We start from the raw sequence: 26,157 nt of genomic DNA, 5'->3' as shown, positions 1-26,157 counted from the left end.
AGACATTAGACGGCTTAAATTTAGGTGTACCTAAGCAAAATTAATGAGGGAGAAAATGAAAAAACTCAATTTTAGTATATTAATTATTTGCTTTTTATTAATTGGAGAAAGCTGTTCGAACTATAAGGAATTAAACTCAGTTTCGATTGTTATCGCAATGGGATTAGACTATTACCAAGGAAATTGATCTGCCATTTTCATACCGATTCCTATTTCAGCCAAAAGTTGTTCGGCATGACCTCTACCTATTCCAGGAATAGTATCAAGCAATTCAATATCTTCTTCGTAAGGTTGCATTCGTTGTTGAACTTCTACACTTAAAAGTTCAATCTGGTGATCCATAAAATCAATGTGTGAGAGCTGTGTTTTTAACATCATCTTTTGATGAGGTCCGACAGATCCTACTAACGCACGTTCTAATTGATCTTTTTTTCTTCCTCAAACTTGTTTTAGCTAAACTGGATAAAATTTCAGGATCACTTATCCCGTTAATAATCGCTTCAATCATTGCACGACTAGAGACACCCATAATGTCAGAAGCAACCGAAGAAAGTTTAATATTGGCACCCTCAAGAACTTTTTGGATTCTACTAATCTCCCTAGCTCTTTCTTCAACGAGACTGCGACGGTATCGAACTAACTCGCGTAGTTCTCTTTGTTCGCGATTGGGAACAAAACTGTGTTGCAGAAGAACATGACGAAGTAACTTCGCAATCCATTCTGCATCTTTTACGTCGGTTTTTCGTCCTGGTACAGCCTTGATGTGTGCTGCGTTTACAACCATGGGTTGTATTTATTCTAGTTCAAGTAGATTGTAAATTGGCTTCCAATATACATCACCCGTACTTTCCATGGCAACTTGAGAACAACGCTTATTTTTTATCCAGTCTACCAATTGAAAAAGATCATGTGTCATTGTACCGAAGGTTTTTATTTCTTTACCTTTTGGTGTAATCGCACAAGCAGTAATACTCTTTTTGTGAACATCAAGTCCACAGCAGTAACTATTAACAACTTCCATAAATCTTATCCTTCTTTGGCTGATTAAAAATTAAGGCTGGTGCAACAACCATATTAGATTAATCTATCCTGCGTGCTTCTCTATGAGAGCAACAATTTGTGGTGCACCTGGTCGTATTGAATCAGTCTACTATGCGGGCTTAATTTATTGTTTCTAATAAGTCTGTGCAATTTTTGTGCAATGAAAAGAAATCGTAAATCGTGAGGTAGGGTGTGGCTTTTATTTCATATTATTTTCAGTCATATAAAAACTTCATAACCTATTATTATTAAATTCTAATATTTATCAGAGTTTGAAGTTTGGAAAACAAACTGAAAAAGGACTTCATTATTTTTGAGACTATTTTACATTTTCCAATAAATAAACAGCTTAATAAATTCAAACTCTGTTTCAAAACAGCTTATGTCCTGAGAACCCTAAAATTGTGAGCGAGAGATTGGGCCACTCAAGAGTTGAAACAACACTTGGTATTTACTCACATTCAAATGAAGAAATGCAGAAAAATACAGCTAATCGATTTGATGAAAAATTTGGTTTAAATTAATATACATGTGAAGTTTCTGTGCAGTCTTTGTGCAATGAATAATATTCATTACAAAAAATGGTAATAATTGAAAACAAAGAAAAAGCCCAAACCCTTAATATACTTAGGTTTGAGCCTTCTCATCTTTATGATCCCAACTGGACTTGAACCAGCGACCCCTACCCTGTCAAGGTAGTGCTCTCCCAGCTGAGCTATGGAATCGTAATATACATAGGTTTCTGAAGGTTTTTACTAAACACAATAATTATTGACCACTAACCTTCTAATTTTCACACTTACAATTGTAAAGTGGTCTCTAAAATTGGTCAAGTTTAATTAGCACTAAACACTTCTCAGGATAAAACTTCTTTCACTTTACTTTTCATATCTATTTTCCCCGCTATTATTTTACCTTCACATAATTTCACCTTTTTAGGTAATCATACTTAATAATAGTTGCTCATTTATATGTAAATTTAATGAAGGTGGTTAAAATACATGGATGAATTATTTATACAGGAAAACTTCAATAGATTGCCTATTCAAATGATTGCTAAGAAACTTAATGTTGATGTAATACTACTTTGTAATTGGTTAAGAAAAAAAGGATATTTAGAAGAAATTCAACCAATTGAAATGCAGTACATCATCAAGAATATTGATAAAATGCCAATAGAAGAGATTCAAGTAAAACTAGGATTAAGCACTTCACAGTTTAGTCAAATTCGTCAGCGTTTCAACTTTTTAAAAAAGCAAAGAAACACCAGCGATTATTCGGAGGAAGAGGTATTAAATAAAACTAGATGGTTAGTCGAAGAAAAATTGGTATTGCATATAGATGACTTATTACCGAAAACCATTAGAGCTGAGCACTTCAAAAAAAATGGATTATACCCTATTCTCAAATACGGAGAAACAAAGAAGAAATCAGACCCATATTTCAGGTTCTTTTCGGCAGTGGCTTTTTTGGTATGCAAGGCATATCCCAATGAATTTAAACCTTTTCAATTCCCACATTCCAATGAAACGAAGGAATATTTTACAAAGAAAACTTATATTCGTGATTTAAGGTGGATTCTTGAAAAGAAATTAGGCTTAGAAGAGGAGTTTTTAATGAACACATCTTTGATGAACTCATTTCTAACAAAGAAAGAGCTTGACCTTTATGGATTAGGCTGTCACACCTATAAACATATTTTTAAAGATAAAAAGTCAGTAATCCAAGAATTGGTTCGTTCATGTAAAGTTCTACCTAAAGAAAAGAATGCAACTACCAATGAACTGCGTGCTATTCTTAACAATGTCGGTATAATAACAGAAAAATGTTATATTGAAGGTTGTACCGATGAAAACATTGATATTCATCATATTATTCCAAAACGATATAGAAATTTCGTTTCATTTAATGTTGATGATGCTTTTAATCTTATGCCACTTTGTGAAAACCATCATACTTCAGCAGGAAGAATAAACACTGAAAACCTTCATGTTCAAAATAGAGAAATTTGGAGAGAGTTAATTAAGGATTGGTTAGAGGCTAGTAACAGTTAAGTATCAAAAAAACTTTTTTGACATATTTACAACTATGCCCCTCTCCTTAGAGAAGGGCTAGTCTCATTTTATGATATATCTTAAAACTGATTTAATATTAACTTAATACTTCTTCTTTTACTTTAAAAGCTTCCTGTAAAACAGCCTTCATTAGATTTTCCCTTTCTTTTCTAGACTGCTCTATATTTACTTCTAATTCATTACAAAATGTCATTAGTTTGTCTACCTTCTCACTAATACGTTTTTGCTCATTAAGAGGTGGCAGTGGAATAACAAACAATCTCATATTATTTTGAGAAATATTTACTTGCGATTCTGCCATCCCCGTCATCTTAGATTCAATAAATGGTCTAATCGATGGGCTATTTAGTGCCAATGAGATATATCTATTCAATACCAAATTATTTGGCAAACTGAGCCTTATTGTTTTGTCTGATAAAATTAAATTTTTCGTAATATTTTCAACACAGCAAACTATCCCAACCCTATTTTTAGGCCCTGCTCTTGTTATAAGTACATCTCCTTTTTTTATTACATAAGATTCACTTATACCGAAATCTTGCGGCAATACTTTATTATGGGATTCTAAAAAGTTGCCTTTCTGTATAGCTGTTGTTTTAATTACTCCCCAATTATCTCCCATAGTAGGTTCATCATTACATTTTGGACTTTTGCCTGCATCCGTTGAATAAATAATATCCCCTAATCTTATCCATTCCCATCCTCTAGGCAAGTCAAAAGGTTGCTCTTCGTCTATTATTTGAGTTAAAGGTTGCTCTTTCTTAATTTTTTTTTCTTTAATTAATTGTTCCTTCTCTTTTTTTATTTTTTCTAAAAGAATACTTACTTGTTCATCATCCACATCTTGCTCTACTAATTTACCTTGTACAGCTAGAGTCAAAATACTGTTACGTAACAAATCGATATCCTCTTTCTTATTAAAAAGGAACTCCATGTTTTGAATAGCAAATTGTAAATCTTCTAATTGTGAAGTGCTTTTATAATTTTCAATCCTTGCAAACACACTATTGTTCATAATATTAGATGCTTGCTCTTTCTGCTTAATTTCTTCTTCCAATCTATCACAAATCGCAAATAAATCTCCAATTTTTTTAATGATACGTTTTTGTTCTTCTATAGGTGGAATAGGAAGAACAAGATTTTCTACAGTAGACTGGGAAACAGAAGGGATAGAAGTCCCTACAGCATAATCAGCCATATCAATTGTAGTCAGAAATAGGAAGAAAAACTCCTCCATTGAATCAACAAAAGGGGTCACCCCCATACAATTATTGTCTATAATAGCTTTTGTGCGTAATATCTTTCTGTTATTAGTAAGTAAAGCCCCACCTATTTTTGGAAAAACTATAGTTCCCTCTTCGAAGAGGTTGAAGTTCTTTTTTGATAAATCGTCTTTGTCTAACCAGTTTTCTGCTTGATAAGCGAACTTACCTATTGTTCTAGACAAGTCACCAACCTTAAAGAAAGGATAATCACCTTTTAACTTCCCTTGAAATTCTAAAGGAAATCCACTACCGCCAGCTACTTTTGCCACTACACCTAATTTAACGTATTCCCATGTTGGGACATGATTAAATTTTGCTTTGTCAACAGGTAAAAACTTTTTCATTTTCAACAGTTTTTCCTTAATAAGAAATTCTTTTTTTTCTTCAATTTTGTTTAGTAGTTCCTTAGCAGGCTCATCACTTTGGTTTTGCTCTACCAATTCTCCTCGAAAAGCTAGGTGCAGGATTAACTTCTTCAACTGTTTTACATCTGATTCTGTGGTTACAGCTATATGGAAGTGTTCTAACAATGAATCCATGCTTTACACTCCCCTCACAATAGCAGACAATTCTTCAAAAAGACGTTGCTTTGTTGCTTTTACTCGTTCAACAGATTCTTGATACTTTTGCAAAGAAATATTTGGGTTTAGTAGTTCTTCTTCTTTGTTAAAAGGATTCCTGATATCCAAGTTGTAATTTCTTGTTTTAATTTCATCAAAAGTAATTTTCCAAGCATATTCATTTATAACACGCTTGTTCCACCACTGCTTCTCTATTTCAAATTCTTCATAACGAATTGGTTTCGTCTTGGTATAATTTTTATATCCTTCTGGTAGCTGATGTTCATAATACCAAACTTCTTTAGTTGAACCTGTTTTATCAAAGAAAAGTAAATTTGTTGTAATTCCTGTATATGGTGAAAAAACACCGTTCGGTAATCGAACAATAGTATGTAGGTTAAATTCTCTTAACAACTTCTCTTTAATATTTCTTTTTACACCTTCTGTTCCAAATAAGAAACCATCAGGCAAAACTACCCCAGCTTTACCATTTTCATTTAATCGTTCCATAATCATAACCATGAATAAATCTGCTGTTTCAGAAGTTTGGTACTCTTTTTTAAAGTTAGTTTGAACAGACTTTTCCTCTATTCCACCAAAAGGAGGGTTCATTCCAATTTTATCAACTTTCTGGTCATCTGAAATATCCCTAGTATCAATTTCTAATGAGTTGTCACGCTTAATTTTAGGAGCATCTACACCATGTAGAATTAGGTTTGTTACTGCTAACAAATGTGGCATTGGCTTCTTTTCGATACCAATTAAACCATTAAATACAGCTTCTTCTCCACCCGTAAGTTTATATTCTGGTTGCTTTTTCATGTGTTCTAAAGCACAAGTTAAAAACCCACCTGTTCCACATGCAAAGTCAGCAAACGTTTCCCCTACTTTCGGGTCTAACATTTCAACAATAAATTCGGTAACAGCACGTGGCGTATAATATTCACCTGCATTCCCGGCACTTTGTAAATCCTTCAAAATAGTTTCGTAAATATCATTAAAAGCATGACGTTCTTCATAAGAACCAAAATCAATACTATCTATTACATCAATTACTTGGCGAATTAATGTACCATTTTTCATATAGTTATAAGCATCTTCAAACACGTATTTAACCAAAGCAGACCGTTCTTTTGTTGTTTCATCAATTTCTAAATCTTTTAATGCAGGAAATAATTTTTCATTTATAAATTCAACAAGCTCTTCACCTGTCATTGCTTGTCCTGTTTCTTCATCTGCTTTTGCCCAATCACGCCATTTTAGTCCTTCTGGAATGATAGAAACATAATCGTCTTCAAATACTTCCCATTCTTCTTCTTCTTTCGCGTCATATATTTTTAGGAATAGCATCCAAACCAATTGAGAAATACGCTGGGCATCTCCGTCAACTCCAGGGTCTTGCCTCATTATATCCTGTATAGATTTAATAAAATTTGTAATAGACATCTATTCAATCCTCCAATTAATCAACAATATTCATAGTATAATACTATAATTTCTATATAAATATCCAAAAAAATTGGAACACACTTTTATATCAACATGTGCTCCAATCATCAATTTAACTGATGTCATACAATTCTTTTTCGAGCTCTTTTATTGCTTTATGCCAACCATCTTTTCCACCAAACGCTTGTATTAAATCTTTTGGTTTTCCAATTTCTTGGAATGGTTCAAGTCGTAAAACTTTTGCATCGTCTAAATTATAGACACCTTCATTCATGTATTTTATTAGTAGATTATTAAGTACTTTTTGTGCTACTTCGGAGTACTTACCAAAATAATTCCTTTTTTTTACATTGTTAGCACGTTCTTGCCTTGTCAATGGTTTCATTTCATAAGCAATATGGCAAATCAAATCAAAATCATCAACTTCATGTAAACCTGTTTCTTCTCGCAAAGCATCTAAAATGACACCATGTTCCTTTAGTTCCTCAATAATCGCTTCTTTTCGCTCCTCTGAGTTCCATCGTTTTAAGAAAACATTTAAGTCAGCAAATTCTTCTAATATATTTCGTTTAGAAAAATCTTTTAGCGACTCTGTTACTAGCTTACCATCTTTATCATAGTATTGAACTCGTTCATGTAATAATATTACTTCAACGTCGTTTACATAAACTTTTCTTCTTGGCTCATTTTCATCGCCTTCATCGTCTGTACCATCATCGTCATTATTACCAATACCATTATTGCCGGGTTTTCCTTTACCACCTTTGCCTTCATCGTCATCCCCACCATCAACGACGGGGATTGGATCCCCGTCAAAATCAGGGTCAGCAAATTTATTAGAAACATCACGAAAATCCAACAAATTAAAATACAATTTATCATGCTTTTCATTAATTCTTGTTCCACGACCTATAATTTGCTTAAATTCAATCATAGATTCAATACGAGAATCTATTGCAACTACTTTACATGTTTTGGCATCAACACCTGTTGTAAGTAATTTCGATGTAGTTACAATAGTTGGGTACTTACTATTAGGGTCAATAAAATTATCTAATTGAGCTTTACCTTCGTTATCATCACCAGTGATTTTCATAACATATCTTGAATCTTCTTTTACTAAATCACTATTTTCATTTACTAATGCTTGGCGCATTCGTTCAGCATGTTCAATATCAATACAAAAAACGATTGTTTTCATAAATCTATCTTGCTTTTTAAGAAAATCTGAGATAACTTTAGCAACTAGTTCTGTTCGTTTTTCTAACACTAAATTTGTGTCAAAATCCATAGTGTTATATATTCTATCTTCGATAATGTGACCTTCTTTATCAAGTTGCCCTTTTTTAGGTCTAAAACCCATTAAATCCTTATCCAATCCATAACGATATACTTTATATGGCGCTAGAAACCCATCTTCAATCCCTTGTTTTAGTGAATAAGTATAAATAGGTTCACCGAAATAGCCAATATTTGAAACCTCTGTGGTCTCTTTTGGTGTTGCTGTAAGTCCTACTTGTACTGCCTCTGAAAAATACTCAATAATTTCTCTCCATTGAGAATCTTCTTTTGCGGAACCACGATGGCATTCATCTATTACTATTAAGTCGAAAAACGATGGAGGAACTTGTTTGTAAATTTTATCCTGTTCATTAGGTCCTGTTATAGATTGATATAGACCCGTATACACTTCATAACTTGTATTTATTTTACGGTCTTTTATTTTCATCATAACAGACTTAAATGGTTTAAAATCTTGATTCATTGTTTGGTCTAATAAAATATTTCGGTCGGCTAAAAATAAAATACGTTTAGCTTTTCTTGCCTTCCATAAACGATAAATGATTTGAAAAGCGGTATACGTCTTGCCCGTTCCAGTCGCCATAACTAGTAATACTCTGTTTTGACCTTTAGCCACAGCTTTAATAGTTTCATTTACTGCGTTCATTTGATAGTAACGAGGTGTTTTGTCACCAAGTTGAAAATAATATGGCTCCGTAATTAACTCTTCTTCTTGATGGTCGATTTTGTTGTGCTGCTTGTAACGATTCCATAATTGCTCGGGACTTGGAAATTCATTTATATTTAGATTCCGCTCTTTCCCTGTCAATAAGTCATGCTCAACGAAACCATCCCCATTTGAGGAATAAACAAATGGTACCTTTAGCATTTCCCCATAACCAATTGCTTGTTGGATACCATGCCCCACTGAATGGTTATTATCCTTAGCTTCAATCACTGCAATTGGTATGTTCGATTTATAAAATAATACATAATCGGCACGTTTTTTAGCCCCTCTAGTAACAAGGCTACCACGTACAATAATTCTTCCATCTGTAATTTGGTATTCTTCACGAACTTGTTTATGTAAATCCCAACCAGAGCTTAGAATGGATGGAGTAATATATTTTGTGCAAATATCACGTTCGGTTAATTTTTGTTTGTTCATAAGGAATTATCACCCCCGTAAACTATTTAGACAATTTAATTTAACTAGTTCAATTGTATCACATCATAACTGCAATTTTTAAACTCCTTTTATGAAATTTAAGTTGTACGGCAAAGAAGATAATAAATTTGTTTTTTTCAGGAATAACTGTAAACTTATTTATTAATATTCTATAAAAATATAAGTTATCATACTTTTTTAAGAACAAAATTTTATTACAAAGTTTAACTAATGATTTATAATTTTCCTAAGGGGGAAATTATAATGAAGGCAGAAGAATCTTTATATATTTTTAATGGACATAAATTTATCGAATTTATAGATGTCCCGACTTTCAAAAGTTCAATATTTTCCAAATTTAAACTTCCTAAAGATGTAAAAGAATATGATTTTCCAAAATTATATGAGTATTTGGTTTTAACTTTCCCAAAGCAAATAAATGAAATCGGAAAAATATTTTTTGATAATATTCTTTACAGCCATCTTAAAAACATCTTTATAGATAAAATTTCATCGCATCCTAATTTAGATACTAATTCCTTTAAAGGGAATATTAAAGAACTGATAAAGGATATTAATCATGAATCAACTTCAGTAACCTTTCACAAGGATATGAGTGAAAAGGGATTTTATTTAATGGATGTATTAAATATTACAAAGCCTGACTCTACTTTTTTAGCAGGTTACGATTTCGAAGAAAAAGAAGGCAAAGTTACTAATGCAAGATTTATATTTGTTGAAGTTGTACCTATCCGAAATAAAATCACTTTTTTTATAGCTGGAATCGAAATTGATTTTGTTAAAGGTAATGTACTTACAATGATTAGAAATATTAATGGCCTTAAAAAACAATCCGAAGAAACCGACACAACCATCCACCAATTACATAATAGTGCAATAAATAAAGTGTTCTTAAAATTAGGGATTGTTATTGATGAACCTAATGTAGAAGATGATAGAAAAGGAATGTACAACTTCTGTAAAAATTTGGATGACTTGCTCCTTAGTGATATACGTTTAGAAATAGATAAGCGTACCAAAACTGAAGTTGACCAAAGTGTTAAAACTTTTAACAATGTTTTGTTCAATGGAGACGGAAGTTTAAGTCCTACAGATAAAATGGATTTAGGCAAAAAAATAAAATCTTTATTATTGTCTTATTATATGGAACAAAAAATAAAGTCAAAAGACCTCGTAAAAAAAGCTAAAGGGTTAAAGATGCCTGGATATCCTACTCGAATAAAATTTACATCATCAAAGTTAAGTAAAAGTTCGACTCAAACATCCAATGCAAAACATCCTGTTTCTGCATCAGATATGTTTCATAGTCTTTATTTCAACTTTGAACAGGCCTTAGGACTAGATAATTGGTCTATTTCATGGTTTAAAGATTATAAATTTCTTAATGATAAGGATACTGATGTAATACAAACAACAATCTATTCAACTAAAAAGCAGTTTAGAATTGTTTTTCTTCCTTCTAATCCATTAAATAAGGAGATTATTCATTATGTCATTGGAACAATTGATAAAAAACGTAAGCCTTAAATTACACCTTAGTGATAATGAAGCTTTTGATAAACTTAATATCATTGCTGATGTAGTTAAAGATGAAATTTTTGTAAAACAACGCCTTGAACACTATGGGTTTGGTAGTGAAATTATTGAACCAATTTTAACTGAATTACTAAAAGAAAACTTGATATCAAAATATTTCTCATATGAATGTCAAAAACTTGAAAGCATTGAATATGCAGTTAGTCTTAATGAACAATGTACATTCTGTGGGGAAATTTTAAAAGATTTTCAGAATAACCATATCATAAGAGAGACATACAAGCTAAATTCAAATTTTCTTGAGTTGGTTAAAAAAGCTAAAGACAATCAATTAAAGCAATACCTTTTTGACGATTTTTATATCAACCTTACCAAATTAAAAGAAAATTCACACAGAATAATTCCTTTTGTAGGAGCAGGGGTCTCTGTACCATTCAAATTACCAAATTGGGGACAACTATTACAAGGACTAGAAAAAGGATTAATAGACGAAAATAAAATCCAATATAATAAACTTATCGAGCGAGGAGATTATCTTCGAGCATTAACATTTTTAAAAAGATACTCAGGCTATTATAAAAAAGAATCGTTAATAAAAAAGGAAATTAAAGATATTATTAAGAAAAGTTATCAAAAACCACCGAATAATAATTTACATAATATTAATGACCTTTTAAAACTTAATTCCCAATTTATTTTAACTACTAATTATGACAATATAATTTCTGACTATCTAAGAAATTATCTAGACGACCTAGTTTTACCAAAAAATCTTCAAGCAATTGATGATGTACAAGATTTAATTGATGAGAACCAACCAAGAGCCATACATTTACATGGAAATGTGGATGAAATAAACAGTATGATAGTAACCAAAGAGGACTATGATGAATTATACGGTTCTGAAAAAATTAAACATGTACTTACTTCAATAATGGGTAATAAAAAATTATTATTTATTGGTTTTTCGTTTCAAGATGATTATTTTAAGGATTTATATGAAAAAATAACTAACCATATCGGTGGTGGACATTTTATTCTAGTCCCAAATCTACACCCATTTGACGCGGAAGAATTATTTGATAAAAATTTAATACCAATAGGTATTAAAGTAAAAAAGGATAAGAGCGATTTTGTAATTGCAATTAGAACTATTTTAGAACAGTTGTATTAAATATAAAATAAACACTTAGGAGAATCCTTCTAAGTGTTTTTAATTTTATACTAAAAATTGCTATGTAAGCGCACTATGTTTTAATAGTAGTGAATTAAAAATATATTCTTTACTTTTGTAAAGACTAACATAATCAATATATTTTTATTCCATTATATTAATCTTGTAGTATTTATTAATTCATCATCAAGTTTGAACAAAGTTAATTTCTATCTAATTTCAAAGGTACTTTGTTTATATTATTAATTAATTTTTTATGTTTTACATAATCAATACTTATCCTTTGCTTATGATAATTAATTACTTAATATCTTAAATCCTATTCAATCTTGTTCGCTAAATTTAAATCAATAAGATTGAATCAAAGTTCAATTTCTAACTGATCCCCCCAATGAACTTTGATTAAAGAAAGAATTTAAATAACATTTAGACATAATTTCCCCTATATACTCAAAAAACATAAAAACTTAATTATAAGAATCGTCTCATTTGAGCCTTGACGATATTATTTTATGATTGCGACTTAGGTACTAAGGAACGCTCCACCCCGCTCATTTTTTATTTACATGAGAATGCGTTAAACTCATCACATCACCGAATCATTCAAGTAATATTGCAAGAGTGCTGAATCTCTCAATCACCCGATATTACTTATACGGCAACTGCTAATTTTCTGCATCGGCTCAGCTAACCTTGGGGTTTATTTTTGGAAAAACCCTCAGCTTCAAAACTCCATCCAACTTAATATAAAATTTTTTCATATGTCTTAACAATTTCTTCATTTTCTAACATATCACTATCTAGTAATTCTCTTAAGTATTGCGACTTATTGAGCCCTGAAATTACACTCATAAGCGACAAATATTTAATATGAATTTCCTCTAAATGAATACTCGTTTGCTTAGTCTTCTCCATAATCAATTACTCCTTTTCTTTTATTTGTTCATGTAATTTATAGCACTGGTCACGAATAGTTTTTAAAAGGTCAAGATTAAAACCAAGTGCTTTCAATCCTCTTATTAATTCATTTAATCCAGTAAACTCTAAAACTCTAATAGGTTTATGCTGCTCATTCTTGTAAAAAGCTAGGTATTCTCCAGTAGTCGGAATGTAATTGATTGACTCTAATAGTTGATTAATACTGATTCCTATTGATAATGCAAATGAACCTAAATCAAGATAATATCTATCATAATTCTTGTTTAAAACAACCTTATTTCTACCCTTTACCATCTCCATTCCATATTCTTCAAAGTGCTCTTGTACCTCAATCTCTGTTTGTAAATTTATAAAAACGCCCATACTCTGAAAACCCCCTAAATAAATAATAATTAGCACGTATAGGAACGGAGTGAAGGAAGGTACCCCGTTCCCATTAAGAAAATAGAGGAGTTAGTGAGATAAGAAAAGAAGAAGTGATTTTCATATCTCGTATACATAAACTTCCTAAAGTGCCTTGGATTATGCTATTGGCATTCTTTAGTTCTGCCATATAGTATATATTTAAGATTTAAAGCCCTAAAATTTGCACTTTTTTCTATTAATACTTAATAAAAAAAAAACACACCCCCTAGAACCACTAGAGAGTGTGTTAGAATCAATTATTTGATTATGTTGGGAGCACTTTCTTACTACTTGTCTAGGGTATTTCTTTATAAAGATTTGGATGTCTTACATGTATTAGTCCTGCGTGTACCCCTGTATTAGTTATGACTAATATAGTCCAATTTAAAGGACATCAAGTGATATTGGAGATAGTACAAACAGCCTTCTCCAAAAACTAACAGTCTTTTTCCTGTTAGTCAGTACATTGTAACTCTCCCAAAGGATTAAAAATTAGTAAACAATTGGATTATTAACTTTTAATAACTATAATAGGGTGTTTTCGTGAAGGCTTGGCAACCGATTTCGTTATGACGAAAGTACCTCCTATTTCGATAAATGGCTATATATAAGAGATGTACAAGAAGTAATATTCTAAAACATATAGGTAAATAACGTTTTATTTATCCTAATTATTGTTCATGGGCGTGGGGGGATGCTAAAAGTAATGGAAGTAATCATATTAACTTACTTTATATGTAACTCACAATATACAATTATGTGAACAAACATAATCAGTATTTAGGAAGGAATAACACTTAATTTATTCCCATAATTCATGTTATCGGAACTATAAAGTAAATCCCCTATTCCCTATACCTTTGTTTAACCAATTTAAGCCCGGTATGAACGGTCTTTATTATCCTGTTTAATCACTATTAAACTTAAATTTATTATTAAAATAATTCTCCCAAAAAAATCAGGGGTGGGGGTATATTCAAATGAAAATACATTATCCGAACGAAAATACCTCTACGCACCTTCACACATATAATATGGGTTTTTTCATTATTTTAAAATGAATAAATATAAAATTAAATAATGGTTATTTAAATAAAGGTCTGTTAAATTAGATTGTTGATTTTCTTATTCAACTAACTGGCAGGTTAGTATTAGAAGGGAAAAACATAAAATAGAGGAATATGTTAACAGTAGCATAAAAATATATAAATAAATTTAGAATAGGTGGAGAAGAAATGGTTTTAAAAAATGAAGTATTTCCATATGGAAAGGAACATGAGGTGGAAATTGAGCTAATAAATACTATCTGCTCTTCATTAAATAACGTTAACTACTCTTATTTTTTTATTAAAGAAGATGTTTTCGCCAATATTAGGGAAGAAGATGTTAAATCAGCCACTAGTATTTATTGGTGTGAAATGTTGATGAGATGTCACTGGGCAGCATCCACCAGTTTATTAAGGAATCAAAGATGGGCTAATGGGGTTCTTAATTCAATTAAAGAGGAAAACTTTTTTTCGTTTGCTGCTAATATGAGAGGACTAATCGAATCTGCAACTGATTCCTATGATGCATTGAAACGTGTCTCTAAAACGATTGCTCAATATCATAAGGATATTGAAGAATGTTTACATCTAGAAAAGGATGTGTATTGTGAATCTACAGAATTAGAGAAAGTGTTAATTTCTTTCACACATGCTAGATACATAAATATAAATGCTAGAAATGTAGTCCCTGACAGTCATATAGCTAAGACAGCAACTCAATATATTAATGATTTAAGTAGGGACGGTCTACCATCATTTTATCATTGTTGGTCAGAGCTATGTGAGTTGTGTCATCCGGCGTCAAAATCAGTTTATGCCTTTATTGATGATAACAATAATGTATTAACATTAAATCCCGATAAAGATTTCCTAAATATACGAGACTTTTGTGTAAAGTACAAGAAACCATTATCAAAATTGATTCATGTTGCTTTTAATCCATCACTTTTACTACTTAAAACATTAAATTATTTTTCAATGGAAACCGTCCATACTGAAGCTCTAAATAGTTTAGATTTAAGAAAAATTCCTGATTGGAACAGAATAATGGAATTATTAAGAAATAGTAAAAAGTTTATGGAATTAACAAAGACAGAAGATATTTAGAAAGAAAATGTATTTGTCTTTTTTAAGCACATTTTAAGGAAAAAATATTCCACTTCGATGCTAAAATAATAAAAGAGTGATTTTAAAGAGGCTCCTTCTACTTAGAACTACGAGTTGTTCTTCAACTAACGGGTGCATTAGTTAGATAAGAGTTCCTAAAGGTTGTCTAATTAGACAACCTCTTTTTTAGGCACTTCTGGAATGTAGTGTACACCATTGTCAGTTAACTCATCATAAGCCTCTTTCATGTATTCCAATACAAGTTATAAGTCTAGAGAATTTAAAGGATTGTATTTATCATTTTGTTCTCTTAACGCTGTACCCCATATTGCAAGATACTTCTCTGTCATCTTCAAGTTACTATGACGCAACATCTTTTGAAGTGTAAATACATCTCCACCATTCATTAAGAATCTGTGTGCAAATGTATGTCTGAAAGTGTGTGCTGATAATCTAACATCTTTGAAATTCATGATTACCTTTAAACGTTTAAAAACATTTTTAACAGCATTAGCTGTCATAGGTTTATTTTCTCTATTTATAAATACATGGTCAGATATTTCTGAAAAGTATTGCTGACAAAAGACCTTGTATTCTGCAAGTTCCTTCACTAATTTATCCGTAATTGGAATGCTTGCTTGTGTACGATTTTTACCAAAAACAATAATAGTCCCAGTTATTAAATCAATTTCTTTCCATGTGAGATTACATAGTTCACCTAATCGCATTCCACTACCTAGTAAAGTAAGAATTAGAGTGTAATCTCTATAAGCATAAAAAGAATGTTCCCTACCCTTTAATCTTCTATAATAATTCAACATCTGTTTAATGTGATTATCGCTAAATACTTCAATTTTAGTGTCCGTCTTAGCTTTCTCTATCTTAATCATTGGATTAGATTTTTCTGAAATAATCCCACTTTCAACCATATAGTTGTAAAATGCTTTTAGATTTTTAATTTTAGTGTTGATTGTAACTGGATTATTTCTTTTCGATTTCATGCAGAAAATGAAGTAAGATTTTATTGTGTTAGTTGTTACATCTTCAACATTAAGAATTTCCTTTTCAGCACAAAAAATTTGGAACTCTTTTAAATGAAACATATACGTTTTAATTGTTTGTTCGGACAGATTTTTAAACTCTCTGTCATCTTTAAAATCTTGAATAGCAAATTTCAATAACATAAAAAAGACCACTTCCTTCAATTATTTTAAGAAGGTTAGTGGTCTAAATTGTAAGAATAGGGTCTTATATCGACCACTTTCTTACTCAGGGTGCAAAACGATAGCAAAACCCTTGATATACCTATTGAGTATGATTCCAACTGGACTTGAACCAGCGACCCCTACCCTGTCAAGGTAGTGCTCTCCCAGCTGAGCTATGGAATCGTAATATACAAGAGAAATAATTCTCTCTAATTAAGTCTATTATACTGTTTTGTCTACTACTCTTCAACCAATATTTAACAAAAAATTTAGAATATAAGTCCATTAGAATGTATTTTTCAATTTTTTTGAAAAATGCTCATCTATTCGAGTTCGCTTCTATTTCGTTTATTGAATGCATTAAATCTTTCCATCTCAAATCTTTGTCTCTTGGTATATTGCTTAATAGAATACTACCAACCACAATTGTTAAGAACAATAGTAGAACACCCACACCAAATACAAATGTCTGAACTTTATAGTTTTTAACGATTTTAATCATTCTACTTTTCATAGGCGATCTCTCCAATAGTTAAATATTAATATTCCTTAACCAAAAATGGTGAAGGTACACTCTCTTTATTATTAATATTTTCCTGTTTGCCTATTATGTAATCAAAATTTCCAAAAATCACAATTTAATATTTTGTTGCCTTTGTAAATATTCAAGCACTGCAAAAAAATCTTGTATTCTTTCCTACATGTTCATTTTATGCACCTTTAAGGAATGGCTTTATTCTACGATCTATGTATCTAGAACTAACATCCACACTATAGCTTATTTTTGTTAGCTCTTTTTCTTTATTTCTGTATATTCCGAAGTTTTGCTTTTCTCATGATTTGATTCGACCTTATTTTCCACCGATTTTTTCCTTCTATTTCTTCTTCTAGGGTTTTTGTTCTCTTCTAGTTCTTGTTTCTCTTGCTCTTTTTGTTCAGCATTAGAATTAAATAACTCTTTTTGTTCAGAGTAAACGGATACGATTGAACCACCAGCTTGAATCCAACTTCCACTATATTTTAATAGTAATGCTAATTCTTCGTATTCCTTAACTAATGGGTTTGTTTCAGTTTCTTCTTCATATTGTTGGAGTACATTAAAAATGACCCCATCTGACAGATCACTTGGCCCGCCTTGTTCGCTAGAAATCGATTCATCTTGTTGACTTGAAATCGGATCATCTTGTGTTTCAAACGGTTCGTAATCTGGTATTCTACCAAAAAGATATTCTATTTCATTCAATATTTCTTCATTAGAAGATTCGGTTGATCGTATGTTTTCATTATGAACTTCAATTTCATTTGTAAGTTCAACAGTATCATCCTCTGGCAATCTTCCAGTATATTCTTGTACATCATCAAAAATAATTCCATCCGATAATTCACTAGCCTCAGACACTGGCGCACTGCCATGATATTCTTGAAGTACGTCAAATATGACTCCATCTGATAAATCGCTAGGTTGCTCTTCTTGCCCGGTTTCTTCTAAATAGTCTTTTAAATCTTCAATTTCAAGCTCTACCAAACCAGCCAATACTTGTAATGTATTTCCAATCGCTTGTAAAAAATTCCCCATAAAACCGGATACATCAAAATCCTCTGAACTTACTTCATCAAGGGCTGCGATTAATCCACCAAAAGCTTGTTGGGCATTCCCAGTAATATTTAACTTTATCGCTCGATCTGCATCTTTTTCTCCTTCTTCTTTTTCTTCCTCTGCTTCTGCAGCTAATAAACTAAATAATACAGTGACATTACCTGAAGCTTGGATAATTTCACCTGCATCTTCTATTACACTAGGTTCGCCTAAAAAAGCTTCTATTATATTACCAATCGCTTGAAAGGTATTTCCACCGAAATCTAGATGAAAGCTTAAATCCTCCCAACTTTTTCGGTTATCTCCTTTTAATCCTCTCATGGGTGTACTACTAATTGCTGAACTGAGTGTTCCAATTGCATTCACCCATGCCCCAATAACCTCCATAACTTGGCTCATTATAAAACACCAATCCTTGATTAGTCATTTAGGATTAGTATATTCAACTATGACGTTTAAACGTTCCAAATAGGTAATTGTAATTGAGCCCTAATTAGATTTATCCAACTTTCTTCTTAAACAATTCTATTTTTGATTTTTCTCCTACAATAAAAATTAAATCCCCACTTTGAAAAACTACGTCTCCAATTTGCGATACCATCGGCTCACCGTCACGGATGATTAGGACAACCGTTATGCCATATTTCATTGAAAAGCTCATTTCTCTTAATGTTTTGCCAACCAATTTTTCAGGGATGACCGTTTCAACTCCTGCAATATTTTTTGTAATTTCGATGTATTCGATTATTCCACTCATCGCTTCCATACGTGCTGCTTTATGTCCAGCTTCCTCTTCTGGATAGATTACTAAATCCGCTCCAATACTTTCTAAAATCCCACCAACTTCACGATTATTTGCTTTACAAATAATTCTTTTTACTTTTCTCTCTGTCAATCTATTCGTAATTAAGATAGAGGCTAAAGAATCCGTTCCAATCGCTACAAATACTGCATCAAATTGACTTACATTTAAATCCTCTAGTATAGACTCTTCACGCAAATCGCCGATTACTGCATATTCTGTGTACTCTTCTAATTGCTCTAATGTCTTTTTATCTTTATCACAAACAACAACTTCATGACCTAATCGATCAAACTCTTTTACAATTCCTCGACCAAAACGTCCAGCACCTATTACCAAATATTGCTTAGGCATATATCCTCTCCTCCTTACCCAACTGCTAAGTCTTTTTCAACATATTTTAATCTTTGATTATCGACCCTAAATACGAAATAAATCAGTGTAAAGATCCCAATTCTTCCAATAAACATTAGTAATATTAAGATTATTTTTGACACACTATGGATATTTGTTGTAATCCCTAATGATAATCCGGTATTTGTAATTGCCGAAATGGCCTCTAGTAAAATTAAATCTAACTGAAACGGTTCAAAAATCGAAATCATAATCGTTGCAACCGTGATTAATATGATAAAGCTCATCGCAATAACAAATGCACGGTCAACAACCTCTTTCTTTACACTTGTTCTAAAAATAATTGTATCGTCCTGTGACTTAATGACTGAAAACATCTTTGCAGCTAAGACTGAAACTGTTGTTAAGCGAATCCCTCCTGCTGCACTAGATGAAGCTCCACCGATATACATCAGCACTAAAAGTATTAAGATTGCAGGCAATGTTAGTTCTGCAATATCAAGAGGTGCATATCCACCATTTCGACTCGTTACTGATAAAAAAAATGAATTTGTTAGTTGATCAAAAAAATTTAAATGTTTAAACGCATGGCCTCTTTCTAAAAGCCAAAATACAATTGTTCCAAGAATCATAAACGAAAAATGCAGGCGCATATTAATCCTTGTAAATAAAGATTTTTTCTTGTTGTATTTATAGATGTACTCCATAATCGTCGGATATCCAAGTCCACCTATAAAAATTAAAGCAGCAGTTACGATTAAGACTAAATTATTTTTTTGAAACGAAATTAAACTATTCCCAAATAAATCAAAACCTGTGTTTGTAAAACTTGCTATTGAATGGAAAGCAGTAACTAATAAAGTTTCTAATGCAGTGTCATATTTCCCTCTAAATTGACTATAAAAAAAGAGTCCACCTATAAATTGAAAAAATAAGGATGTATATAAAACTGACAAACTTAATCTTTTAATTGATTTAATGCTACTTTGATTTTGATCCTTTGATACGACTAGTAAATTTGAAATCGTAATTCGAATACCGAGTATCATAAAACCATAACTAATAAATACAACAATTCCGATTGCCCCAATTTCCATTTGGATCATTAAGAGTATTTTTCCCCAAACATTAAATGTCTCAACTAAGTTTACTGTTGTTAACCCAGTCACACTAATCGCACTCGTTGAAACAAATAAACTATCTATATAGCTTATATTCGAAATTCGCGTAAATGGAAGAAAGTATAAGAATGAAAATAAAAATGTAATGATGATATATGAAATAAATATATAATGGAGAGGATTTTTGGCTTTTTTCTTCTTTTTTTTCATAAGTAGATCTTTTCTCCTTTAAATTGGCTGGATAAAAGTTTATGGAATATTTTTCTAATAGCTATTATCTATTCTACCTATTTTTAGTTGAAAAACAAAAAAACTTTCAAACCATATGAAAGATTTGAAAGTCTTTTGAAATTTTTTAAATTAATTAGTTGATCTAAGCTGATGAAGAATTATCTGTTTTAACTTGTATTGATGTTACTTCTTTTTGTTGTTGATATAGGTACAAGAATACACTCACTATTACGATCGTACCTCCAACTAGCTGAAATGATGATAACATTTCGTGAAGAAGGAAAACTGCTAAAATAGATGCACCAACTGGTTCCCCAAGTATACTCATTGATATTGTCGTAGCATTTACGTAATTTAATAAATAGTTATTTATAATATGTGCTAATGAAGGAATAATGGCAGATGCAATAAATATGATCCAATCTTTTGATTGGTAATCAAAGAAATTATCCATCGTTACGATATTATAGATTGTTAAAAATGCTGCTGAAAATGCGAATACCCAAAAACTATACACCCAATGAGATGTATTTTTTACGGTTGTTTGTCCAACCATTAAATAGAGTACTGCAGCAATTACACTTAAAAATGAAAGAATATCACCTTTAAACGCTGACATACTTAATCCGATATCGCCGAATCCTATTAGACATACACCAATAATAGCGATAATCATACATATTTTAGATTGCATAGACGTTCGCTCTTTAAATACAAAGAATCCAAGAATCATTGCAACTAAAGGCTGAAGAGCTAATATGATCGTTGAGCTCGCAACAGAAGTGAAAACTAATGAACCATACCATAAAATAAAATGGACAGCTAACATTAATCCACCTAAGGCGAATGATTTATAATGCGATTTTTTTAGAGCTTTTAATTCATTCTTTCGCTTCAATACAAATGGTAGCATCCATATACATGTAAACCAGAGGCGATACATGCTTAAAACAGATGGAGAAGCTTTCGTCCATTTAGCTAATATAGCTGAAGTTGAAATTGCAATAATGGACAAAATTAATAATGACATCATTGCATTTGGTTGTTTTTTACTCATGTTTCACCTTATTTCGACTTATTTTGTAAGCGTTTAATACATTTTACTTTTCTAAATTTTTTGTATGAAGTAACATCTAATTATATCATCCTAGGGAAAAGAAGAGGAGACATTTTATGATTCAAACAAATGGTACTAGAGAAGAACATACACTATATAGTGAACACATTAAAAAAGAAATTACATTTACAATATACTATTCAAGCATGTACACTCCGTTAATAAAACATCACCTATTAATTGCCCAAGATGGACAAGACTATTTTAATTTAGGAAAAGTTCATCGTGTAATTGAAAAATTAACAAAAGAAGGTTCAATTCAACCGACAATCATTGTCGGAATACCATATTCTTCACCAGAGGAGCGTTTTAAACTATACCACCCTTCTCAACCTGGTCAAAAAAATTATATTCGTTTTTTAGCTGAAGAATTACTTCCATATTTAGATGATCATTTACCTTTACTTGGATTAGCCCATAGCAGAACATTAATCGGCGATTCATTAGGTGGTACTGTTTCATTACAAGCTGCATTTACATATCCTAATACATTTGGACAAGTCATTATGCAATCACCATTTGTGAACGACGATGTTATAGAATTTTTAAAGAATACAAAATTAAATTCAATTCTTTCTATTGTTCAAACTGTTGGAAAACAAGAAGAAAATGTTTTTACACCAAGTAAGCAATGGGTTAATTTTGTCAAAGGTGGATTACAATTAAAAGATTATTTAGCTAACTTCCCTGTAGAATTACATTATTCAGAATATGAAGGGGACCATACTTGGACTAACTGGGAAAAGCAGCTTGAAGACGTATTAAAAATTAGTTTAGCAAAATAATTCGTGAAACTTAGCTATTTTCAAAAAATTTGGTATAATTAAAATTAGTTATTTTTCTTTCGTTAATTTTTTCAAATTAAAATATAAAGTATCGCAAACAGGAGGTAATTTTATGAAATGTGGCGTTGTTTTTTTCCCATCTAATTTCGTTCAAGAAAAGGCTAATGAGTATAGAAAACGTTTTGATCCAGCGTATACGTTAATCTCTCCTCATGTTACATTAAGAAGTGGATTCGAATTAAGTGAAGATCAACTTCCAAATATTATTTCACAATTAAATGAAATTGCGAGTCAAATTGAACCATTTGAATTGGAAATTAATAAAGTAAGTTCTTTTGCACCAGTTAATAATGTCATTTATTTAAAAGTTACACCTGTTGAAGCATTAAAAGAGCTTCATGAAAAAATGCACACTGGCGCTTTCCCAGAAATAAAAGATTATGCATTCGTACCGCATATTACAATTGGTCAGCAATTACAAGATGCTGAGTTTGCTGATATTCTAGGCCAGTTACGCATGATTCAATTTAGTTACAATGAAGTAGTAGATAACTTTAAATTAGTTTACCAATTAGAAAACGGTGCTTGGGAAGTGTATGAAACATTTAAATTAGGAGCAAAAAAATGAGCATTCGCACAATATTAGCAGCAACAGATCAAGAAATAAACGACGCTCTTAAAGTTCGAGTAGAAGTTTTTGTTGAAGAACAACAAATTTCAAGAGATTTGGAGTTTGATGGCCTTGATGAAGAGTGTATCCATTTTGTTTCATACGATGGAGAACAACCGATTGCTGCAGGTCGACTTAGATTAATCGAATCGACTGGAAAAGTTCAGCGAATCTGCGTTTTAAGTAGCTATCGAGGAAAAAAAATTGGAAATGAAATTATGTACTTAATTCATAAAACTGCTAAGGAAAAGGGTTTAGATGAATTAGTCTTACACGCACAAGAATCTGCAATTCCTTTTTATGAAAAATTAGGTTATAAAATCTCTTCCGAAATCTTTTTTGAAGCTGGCATTCCACACGCAGAAATGAAGCTAAAATTAAATTAAACACACTAAAAACTATGATTCAATTGAATCATAGTTTTTTCATGGGGCTTTAAAAAACTATACACGAGGCTATGTAACAAACAACGGTCCTACTAATGAATTTAGTTCTATACATATGAAAAGATACTTTTTTCCCATTAAAATTCACTTTTCGTACTCAAATCTTTTTGGTAACATAGATGAGTCTGCTTTAATTTTAAGGGGGAAAATAATGAAAATTGCAAACTATCAAAATCAATCAATCTATTTACCAGAATTCCCTCGATCAAGATATGAGGAAATATATCAAGCCAGTATTCGCGGGGAAGTTAAATGTGTTAATTGCCATCAAAACTTAAATTTCACATTAACTATTTATGATATTCCTCATTTTTATCATATAAACAAAGAGCAAAATCTAGCATGTATGAATCATAACGTAGAGTTGGAGCAAGAAATCATTGCTAGATTTGAAAATAATCATTCTACTACCGAAAATACTAATGATGGTATTATTAAACTACCTACTAAACGATCGATTTCAAATACAGCTACAATCGAAAAAACAGATGAAAATCAATTTATTAACAGACTACCTTTTTACAATATTCCACCATATAAAATAAATGAACAAAAGACGGATGATTATGTGATCAATCAAATTTCATTAGATTCTCAACAATGGAATGCTGTTACACATATCGGTTCACCTTTACTTGTACTTGCTGGAGCCGGAAGTGGTAAAACACGAGTCATAACAACTCGAGCAATGCACTTAATGAATAGCGGTATACTTCCTCATGAAATGATGCTCGTAACATTCACGTCAAAAGCATCTGCAGAAATGAAAGAAAGAATGAAAGGTCTTGGTTACCCTATTCAACAGATGGAAATTGGTACCTTTCATAGTATTTTCTATAAAATGCTTTTACGATTTGATCGTACGAAATGGGATTCAAGCCGTTTAATTAAATCGGATTTTCAAAAGGAGATCATGTTAAAGCAAATTGGTCGAAGTCTTGAAATTGATGAAAAGTCATTTGCATACGATCAAGCTATTCAACAAATCGGCTTATGGAAGAACTCTTGTGTTTATCCACATGAGATTAGATCAAAAGATGCTTGGGAAGAACAGGTCGCTTCTCTTTATGAAGGCTATGAATCATTAAAAAAGCAAAATGGGCAATTTGATTTTGACGATATGTTACTCGGTTGCTTTGAAATGTTAAATGAAAATAATGAATTACTTTTACATTATCAAAATCGATTTAAATGTTTATTAGTGGATGAGTTTCAAGATATTAATAAAATCCAATTCAATATTCTAAAAATCCTTTTTCAACATACAGAAAATATTACGGCTGTTGGTGATGATGACCAGTCAATTTATGCGTTTAGAGGAAGTGACCCCAGGTTTATCTTAGATTTTAAAGAGCATTTCCAAGGATCTACAATTTATCATTTAAGTGAAAACTATCGTTCCACCCACGGGATTGTATCATTGGCCAACGAAGTCATTAAGCCTAATAAAAACCGTTTTGTAAAATCAATGCATGCTCAATATGACTACGATCAAGTACCTTCTTTCTTCTTTCCATACGATGAAGAAGAAGAAGCAACGATGATTATTAATGATATTAAGGAAAAAATAAATAACGGTGCAAATCCAGGACAATTTGCAATTTTATATCGCACTAATACTGCATCAAGGGCTGTTTTTGAGCGATTAATTGGAACAAGCTTACCATTTACTATCGATCAAGATGGCGACTCATTTTATGATCGACCGATTATTCGAAAAATGATCTCTTTCTTACTATTAATAGGAGATGAGGACCACCAAGCAGCATTGAAAGAAATATTACCTGTCTTTTTCCTAAAACAACAAGCATTTCAAGATGCAAAAATGAATAGTGTTTTGCAAAATCTATCTTTCTTAGAAGCGTTTACCACTATTAAAAGTGCAGCACCATTTCAAATTAAAAAAATTGAAAACCTGATTAAAATTTTACGTTATTTAAAACACGCATCTCCTTTAGAAGCAATTGAGCGAATTGAAGAAAGTCCAGCATTTATGGACTATATTAAAAAGCGTGGAAATGAGTCTAATAAAATTGAACGACCATCTGATGATTTGAGAGATTTAAAGGTTGTCAGCAAAAATTTCAAATCAATTAGAGAGTTTGTTGAACATGCATTTCATATTTCTGCTAAATTTAAAGAATATAAGCAGAAAAAAAATCAGTCATCACAAGGTAATATTTCGCTTTTAACAGCTCACCGTTCAAAGGGATTAGAGTATGATTATGTCTATATTCTAGGTGTTGTAGACGGAGGATTCCCTCATGATTATGCTTTAGAATCTTTAAAAAATGGTAACTTAGATCAACTAGAAGAAGAACGTCGCCTTCTTTATGTGGCATGTACAAGAGCTAGAAAGCTATTATACTTATCAATTCTTCAAAAAAGAAGAGGCAAAAAAGCTAATTCTTCAAGACTAATTCGACGCTTTATTAATAAGAAATGAGATTGAACTAACTAATTAAAATTGTACAAAAATAAAGGTGAGCAAATATGCTCACCTTTTTTATAATTTATCGTCTAGTTGTTCTACTGCCACAGCCACAACCTGATTTTTTCACATAGCCGGCCGGAGCGCCTTGATAATATGGATTATAGTTCGCTTGATTCATTTGTTGCTGCATTTGTTGTTGTTGCATTTGATACTGCTGTTGTTGTTGGAGTTGTTGCCATTGAAAAGGAGTCATTTGACCCTGACCTTGATTATACATATCTTCCCTCCTAAATAAGTCTATTCACAATAGTATATGAAAGGAATTTTC

General features: G+C 31.5%; 21 protein-coding genes, 2 tRNA genes and 1 pseudogene. 10 read left to right on the top strand and 14 right to left on the bottom strand.

The window, feature by feature from the left end; translation table 11 throughout:
• Window positions 1-55 precede the first annotated feature (55 nt).
• A complete protein-coding gene (locus tag CN946_RS23705; RefSeq protein WP_286133772.1) occupies window positions 56-187 on the top strand; it encodes a hypothetical protein in 132 nt (43 codons plus the stop codon).
• Here CN946_RS23705 and CN946_RS23700 read toward each other — a convergent pair.
• Both CN946_RS23700 and CN946_RS00435 read right to left on the bottom strand, forming a co-directional pair.
• A pseudogene (locus CN946_RS23700) lies at window positions 178-1,021 on the bottom strand (IS110 family RNA-guided transposase); the annotation flags it as partial. The gene CN946_RS23705 and the pseudogene CN946_RS23700 overlap by 10 nt on opposite strands.
• Window positions 1,022-1,693: 672 nt before the next feature.
• A tRNA-Val gene (locus tag CN946_RS00435) sits at window positions 1,694-1,766 on the bottom strand.
• A 276-nt stretch (window positions 1,767-2,042) separates the two neighbouring features.
• Between CN946_RS00435 and CN946_RS00430 the strand changes: the two genes are divergently transcribed.
• Entirely contained in the window at window positions 2,043-3,095 is a 1,053-nt protein-coding gene (locus tag CN946_RS00430; protein ID WP_098859409.1) for an HNH endonuclease, read from the top strand.
• Between the two features lie 97 nt (window positions 3,096-3,192).
• Here the strand turns inward: CN946_RS00430 and CN946_RS00425 are convergent, their stop codons facing one another.
• The 3 genes from CN946_RS00425 to hsdR all read right to left on the bottom strand — a co-directional run bounded on the left by CN946_RS00425 (window position 3,193) and on the right by hsdR (window position 8,839).
• A complete protein-coding gene (locus tag CN946_RS00425) occupies window positions 3,193-4,920 on the bottom strand; it encodes a restriction endonuclease subunit S (protein WP_098859408.1) in 1,728 nt (575 codons plus the stop codon).
• A gap of 3 nt (window positions 4,921-4,923) precedes the next feature.
• Window positions 4,924-6,387 (bottom strand): class I SAM-dependent DNA methyltransferase, encoded by a 1,464-nt coding sequence (locus CN946_RS00420; protein WP_098859407.1) that lies wholly within the window; start codon window positions 6,385-6,387, stop codon window positions 4,924-4,926.
• 115 nt (window positions 6,388-6,502) lie between these two features.
• On the bottom strand, window positions 6,503-8,839 hold the full coding sequence (gene hsdR / locus CN946_RS00415) for an EcoAI/FtnUII family type I restriction enzme subunit R (RefSeq protein ID WP_098859406.1): 2,337 nt from the start codon (window positions 8,837-8,839) through the stop codon (window positions 6,503-6,505).
• Between the two features lie 264 nt (window positions 8,840-9,103).
• On the opposite strand from hsdR, the gene CN946_RS00410 reads away from it, so the two are divergent.
• Complete coding sequence (locus tag CN946_RS00410; RefSeq protein ID WP_098859405.1) at window positions 9,104-10,387, top strand: hypothetical protein; 1,284 nt, start codon at window positions 9,104-9,106, stop codon at window positions 10,385-10,387.
• Window positions 10,350-11,570 carry an SIR2 family protein gene (locus CN946_RS00405; protein WP_098859404.1) on the top strand — a complete coding sequence of 407 codons (1,221 nt, stop codon included), beginning with the start codon at window positions 10,350-10,352 and terminating at the stop codon, window positions 11,568-11,570. The genes CN946_RS00410 and CN946_RS00405 overlap by 38 nt, the downstream gene beginning before the upstream one ends.
• 741 nt (window positions 11,571-12,311) lie before the next feature.
• On the opposite strand, the gene CN946_RS23240 is transcribed toward CN946_RS00405, so the two are convergent.
• Window positions 12,312-12,485 carry a hypothetical protein gene (locus CN946_RS23240; protein ID WP_176547148.1) on the bottom strand — a complete coding sequence of 58 codons (174 nt, stop codon included), beginning with the start codon at window positions 12,483-12,485 and terminating at the stop codon, window positions 12,312-12,314.
• A 6-nt stretch (window positions 12,486-12,491) separates the two neighbouring features.
• On the bottom strand, window positions 12,492-12,872 hold the full coding sequence (locus CN946_RS00400; protein ID WP_098859403.1) for a hypothetical protein: 381 nt from the start codon (window positions 12,870-12,872) through the stop codon (window positions 12,492-12,494).
• A gap of 1,277 nt (window positions 12,873-14,149) precedes the next feature.
• Between CN946_RS00400 and CN946_RS00395 the strand changes: the two genes are divergently transcribed.
• Entirely contained in the window at window positions 14,150-15,067 is a 918-nt protein-coding gene (locus tag CN946_RS00395; RefSeq protein ID WP_098859402.1) for a hypothetical protein, read from the top strand.
• Between the two features lie 263 nt (window positions 15,068-15,330).
• Here CN946_RS00395 and CN946_RS00390 read toward each other — a convergent pair whose 3' ends face one another.
• The 7 genes from CN946_RS00390 to CN946_RS00360 all read right to left on the bottom strand — a co-directional run bounded on the left by CN946_RS00390 (window position 15,331) and on the right by CN946_RS00360 (window position 21,434).
• The gene (locus tag CN946_RS00390; protein ID WP_098859401.1) at window positions 15,331-16,251 is read right to left on the bottom strand and encodes a tyrosine-type recombinase/integrase; all 921 of its coding nucleotides are present in this window, start codon (window positions 16,249-16,251) and stop codon (window positions 15,331-15,333) included.
• 131 nt (window positions 16,252-16,382) lie between these two features.
• A tRNA-Val gene (locus CN946_RS00385) sits at window positions 16,383-16,455 on the bottom strand.
• Between the two features lie 136 nt (window positions 16,456-16,591).
• On the bottom strand, window positions 16,592-16,786 hold the full coding sequence (locus CN946_RS00380) for a hypothetical protein (RefSeq protein WP_098859400.1): 195 nt from the start codon (window positions 16,784-16,786) through the stop codon (window positions 16,592-16,594).
• Between the two features lie 273 nt (window positions 16,787-17,059).
• Window positions 17,060-18,268 carry a DUF6944 family repetitive protein gene (locus tag CN946_RS00375; protein ID WP_098859399.1) on the bottom strand — a complete coding sequence of 403 codons (1,209 nt, stop codon included), beginning with the start codon at window positions 18,266-18,268 and terminating at the stop codon, window positions 17,060-17,062.
• Window positions 18,269-18,368: 100 nt separating this feature from the next.
• Window positions 18,369-19,025: a potassium channel family protein gene (locus tag CN946_RS00370; protein ID WP_098859398.1), complete on the bottom strand. Its 657-nt coding sequence runs from the start codon at window positions 19,023-19,025 to the stop codon at window positions 18,369-18,371.
• 14 nt (window positions 19,026-19,039) lie between these two features.
• Entirely contained in the window at window positions 19,040-20,356 is a 1,317-nt protein-coding gene (locus CN946_RS00365) for a TrkH family potassium uptake protein (RefSeq protein WP_098859397.1), read from the bottom strand.
• Between the two features lie 163 nt (window positions 20,357-20,519).
• On the bottom strand, window positions 20,520-21,434 hold the full coding sequence (locus tag CN946_RS00360) for a DMT family transporter (protein WP_098859396.1): 915 nt from the start codon (window positions 21,432-21,434) through the stop codon (window positions 20,520-20,522).
• Window positions 21,435-21,550: 116 nt separating this feature from the next.
• Between CN946_RS00360 and CN946_RS00355 the strand changes: the two genes are divergently transcribed.
• The 5 genes from CN946_RS00355 to CN946_RS23235 all read left to right on the top strand — a co-directional run bounded on the left by CN946_RS00355 (window position 21,551) and on the right by CN946_RS23235 (window position 26,120).
• Window positions 21,551-22,279, top strand: coding sequence for an alpha/beta hydrolase (locus tag CN946_RS00355; protein WP_098859395.1), 729 nt, complete (start codon window positions 21,551-21,553; stop codon window positions 22,277-22,279).
• A gap of 112 nt (window positions 22,280-22,391) precedes the next feature.
• Window positions 22,392-22,907: a YjcG family protein gene (locus CN946_RS00350; RefSeq protein WP_098859394.1), complete on the top strand. Its 516-nt coding sequence runs from the start codon at window positions 22,392-22,394 to the stop codon at window positions 22,905-22,907.
• Entirely contained in the window at window positions 22,904-23,335 is a 432-nt protein-coding gene (locus CN946_RS00345) for a GNAT family N-acetyltransferase (RefSeq protein WP_098859393.1), read from the top strand. Before CN946_RS00350 ends, CN946_RS00345 begins: the two co-directional genes overlap by 4 nt.
• A 211-nt stretch (window positions 23,336-23,546) precedes the next feature.
• Window positions 23,547-25,841 carry an ATP-dependent helicase gene (locus CN946_RS00340; protein ID WP_176547147.1) on the top strand — a complete coding sequence of 765 codons (2,295 nt, stop codon included), beginning with the start codon at window positions 23,547-23,549 and terminating at the stop codon, window positions 25,839-25,841.
• A 141-nt stretch (window positions 25,842-25,982) separates the two neighbouring features.
• The gene (locus tag CN946_RS23235; RefSeq protein WP_176547146.1) at window positions 25,983-26,120 is read left to right on the top strand and encodes a hypothetical protein; all 138 of its coding nucleotides are present in this window, start codon (window positions 25,983-25,985) and stop codon (window positions 26,118-26,120) included.
• Window positions 26,121-26,157 lie beyond the last annotated feature (37 nt).

The organism is Bacillus sp. AFS053548 (genome assembly GCF_002575105.1).
Lineage (GTDB): Bacteria > Bacillota > Bacilli > Bacillales > Bacillaceae_G > Gottfriedia.
Note: the sequence above shows the minus strand (reverse complement) of the source record. Positions and strands in the feature narration are given on the sequence as shown.

Bases quoted from the DNA above. Each gene is read 5' to 3' on its own strand.
- CN946_RS23705 (WP_286133772.1), top strand. From the start codon at position 56: ATGAAAAAACTCAATTTTAGTATATTAATTATTTGCTTTTTATTAATT.
- CN946_RS00430 (WP_098859409.1), top strand. From the start codon at position 2,043: ATGGATGAATTATTTATACAGGAAAACTTCAATAGATTGCCTATTCAA.
- CN946_RS00425 (WP_098859408.1), bottom strand. From the start codon at position 4,920: ATGGATTCATTGTTAGAACACTTCCATATAGCTGTAACCACAGAATCA.
- CN946_RS00420 (WP_098859407.1), bottom strand. From the start codon at position 6,387: ATGTCTATTACAAATTTTATTAAATCTATACAGGATATAATGAGGCAA.
- hsdR (WP_098859406.1), bottom strand. From the start codon at position 8,839: ATGAACAAACAAAAATTAACCGAACGTGATATTTGCACAAAATATATT.
- CN946_RS00410 (WP_098859405.1), top strand. From the start codon at position 9,104: ATGAAGGCAGAAGAATCTTTATATATTTTTAATGGACATAAATTTATC.
- CN946_RS00405 (WP_098859404.1), top strand. From the start codon at position 10,350: ATGTCATTGGAACAATTGATAAAAAACGTAAGCCTTAAATTACACCTT.
- CN946_RS23240 (WP_176547148.1), bottom strand. From the start codon at position 12,485: ATGGAGAAGACTAAGCAAACGAGTATTCATTTAGAGGAAATTCATATT.
- CN946_RS00400 (WP_098859403.1), bottom strand. From the start codon at position 12,872: ATGGGCGTTTTTATAAATTTACAAACAGAGATTGAGGTACAAGAGCAC.
- CN946_RS00395 (WP_098859402.1), top strand. From the start codon at position 14,150: ATGGTTTTAAAAAATGAAGTATTTCCATATGGAAAGGAACATGAGGTG.
- CN946_RS00390 (WP_098859401.1), bottom strand. From the start codon at position 16,251: ATGTTATTGAAATTTGCTATTCAAGATTTTAAAGATGACAGAGAGTTT.
- CN946_RS00380 (WP_098859400.1), bottom strand. From the start codon at position 16,786: ATGAAAAGTAGAATGATTAAAATCGTTAAAAACTATAAAGTTCAGACA.
- CN946_RS00375 (WP_098859399.1), bottom strand. From the start codon at position 18,268: ATGAGCCAAGTTATGGAGGTTATTGGGGCATGGGTGAATGCAATTGGA.
- CN946_RS00370 (WP_098859398.1), bottom strand. From the start codon at position 19,025: ATGCCTAAGCAATATTTGGTAATAGGTGCTGGACGTTTTGGTCGAGGA.
- CN946_RS00365 (WP_098859397.1), bottom strand. From the start codon at position 20,356: ATGAAAAAAAAGAAGAAAAAAGCCAAAAATCCTCTCCATTATATATTT.
- CN946_RS00360 (WP_098859396.1), bottom strand. From the start codon at position 21,434: ATGAGTAAAAAACAACCAAATGCAATGATGTCATTATTAATTTTGTCC.
- CN946_RS00355 (WP_098859395.1), top strand. From the start codon at position 21,551: ATGATTCAAACAAATGGTACTAGAGAAGAACATACACTATATAGTGAA.
- CN946_RS00350 (WP_098859394.1), top strand. From the start codon at position 22,392: ATGAAATGTGGCGTTGTTTTTTTCCCATCTAATTTCGTTCAAGAAAAG.
- CN946_RS00345 (WP_098859393.1), top strand. From the start codon at position 22,904: ATGAGCATTCGCACAATATTAGCAGCAACAGATCAAGAAATAAACGAC.
- CN946_RS00340 (WP_176547147.1), top strand. From the start codon at position 23,547: ATGAAAATTGCAAACTATCAAAATCAATCAATCTATTTACCAGAATTC.
- CN946_RS23235 (WP_176547146.1), top strand. From the start codon at position 25,983: ATGGATTATAGTTCGCTTGATTCATTTGTTGCTGCATTTGTTGTTGTT.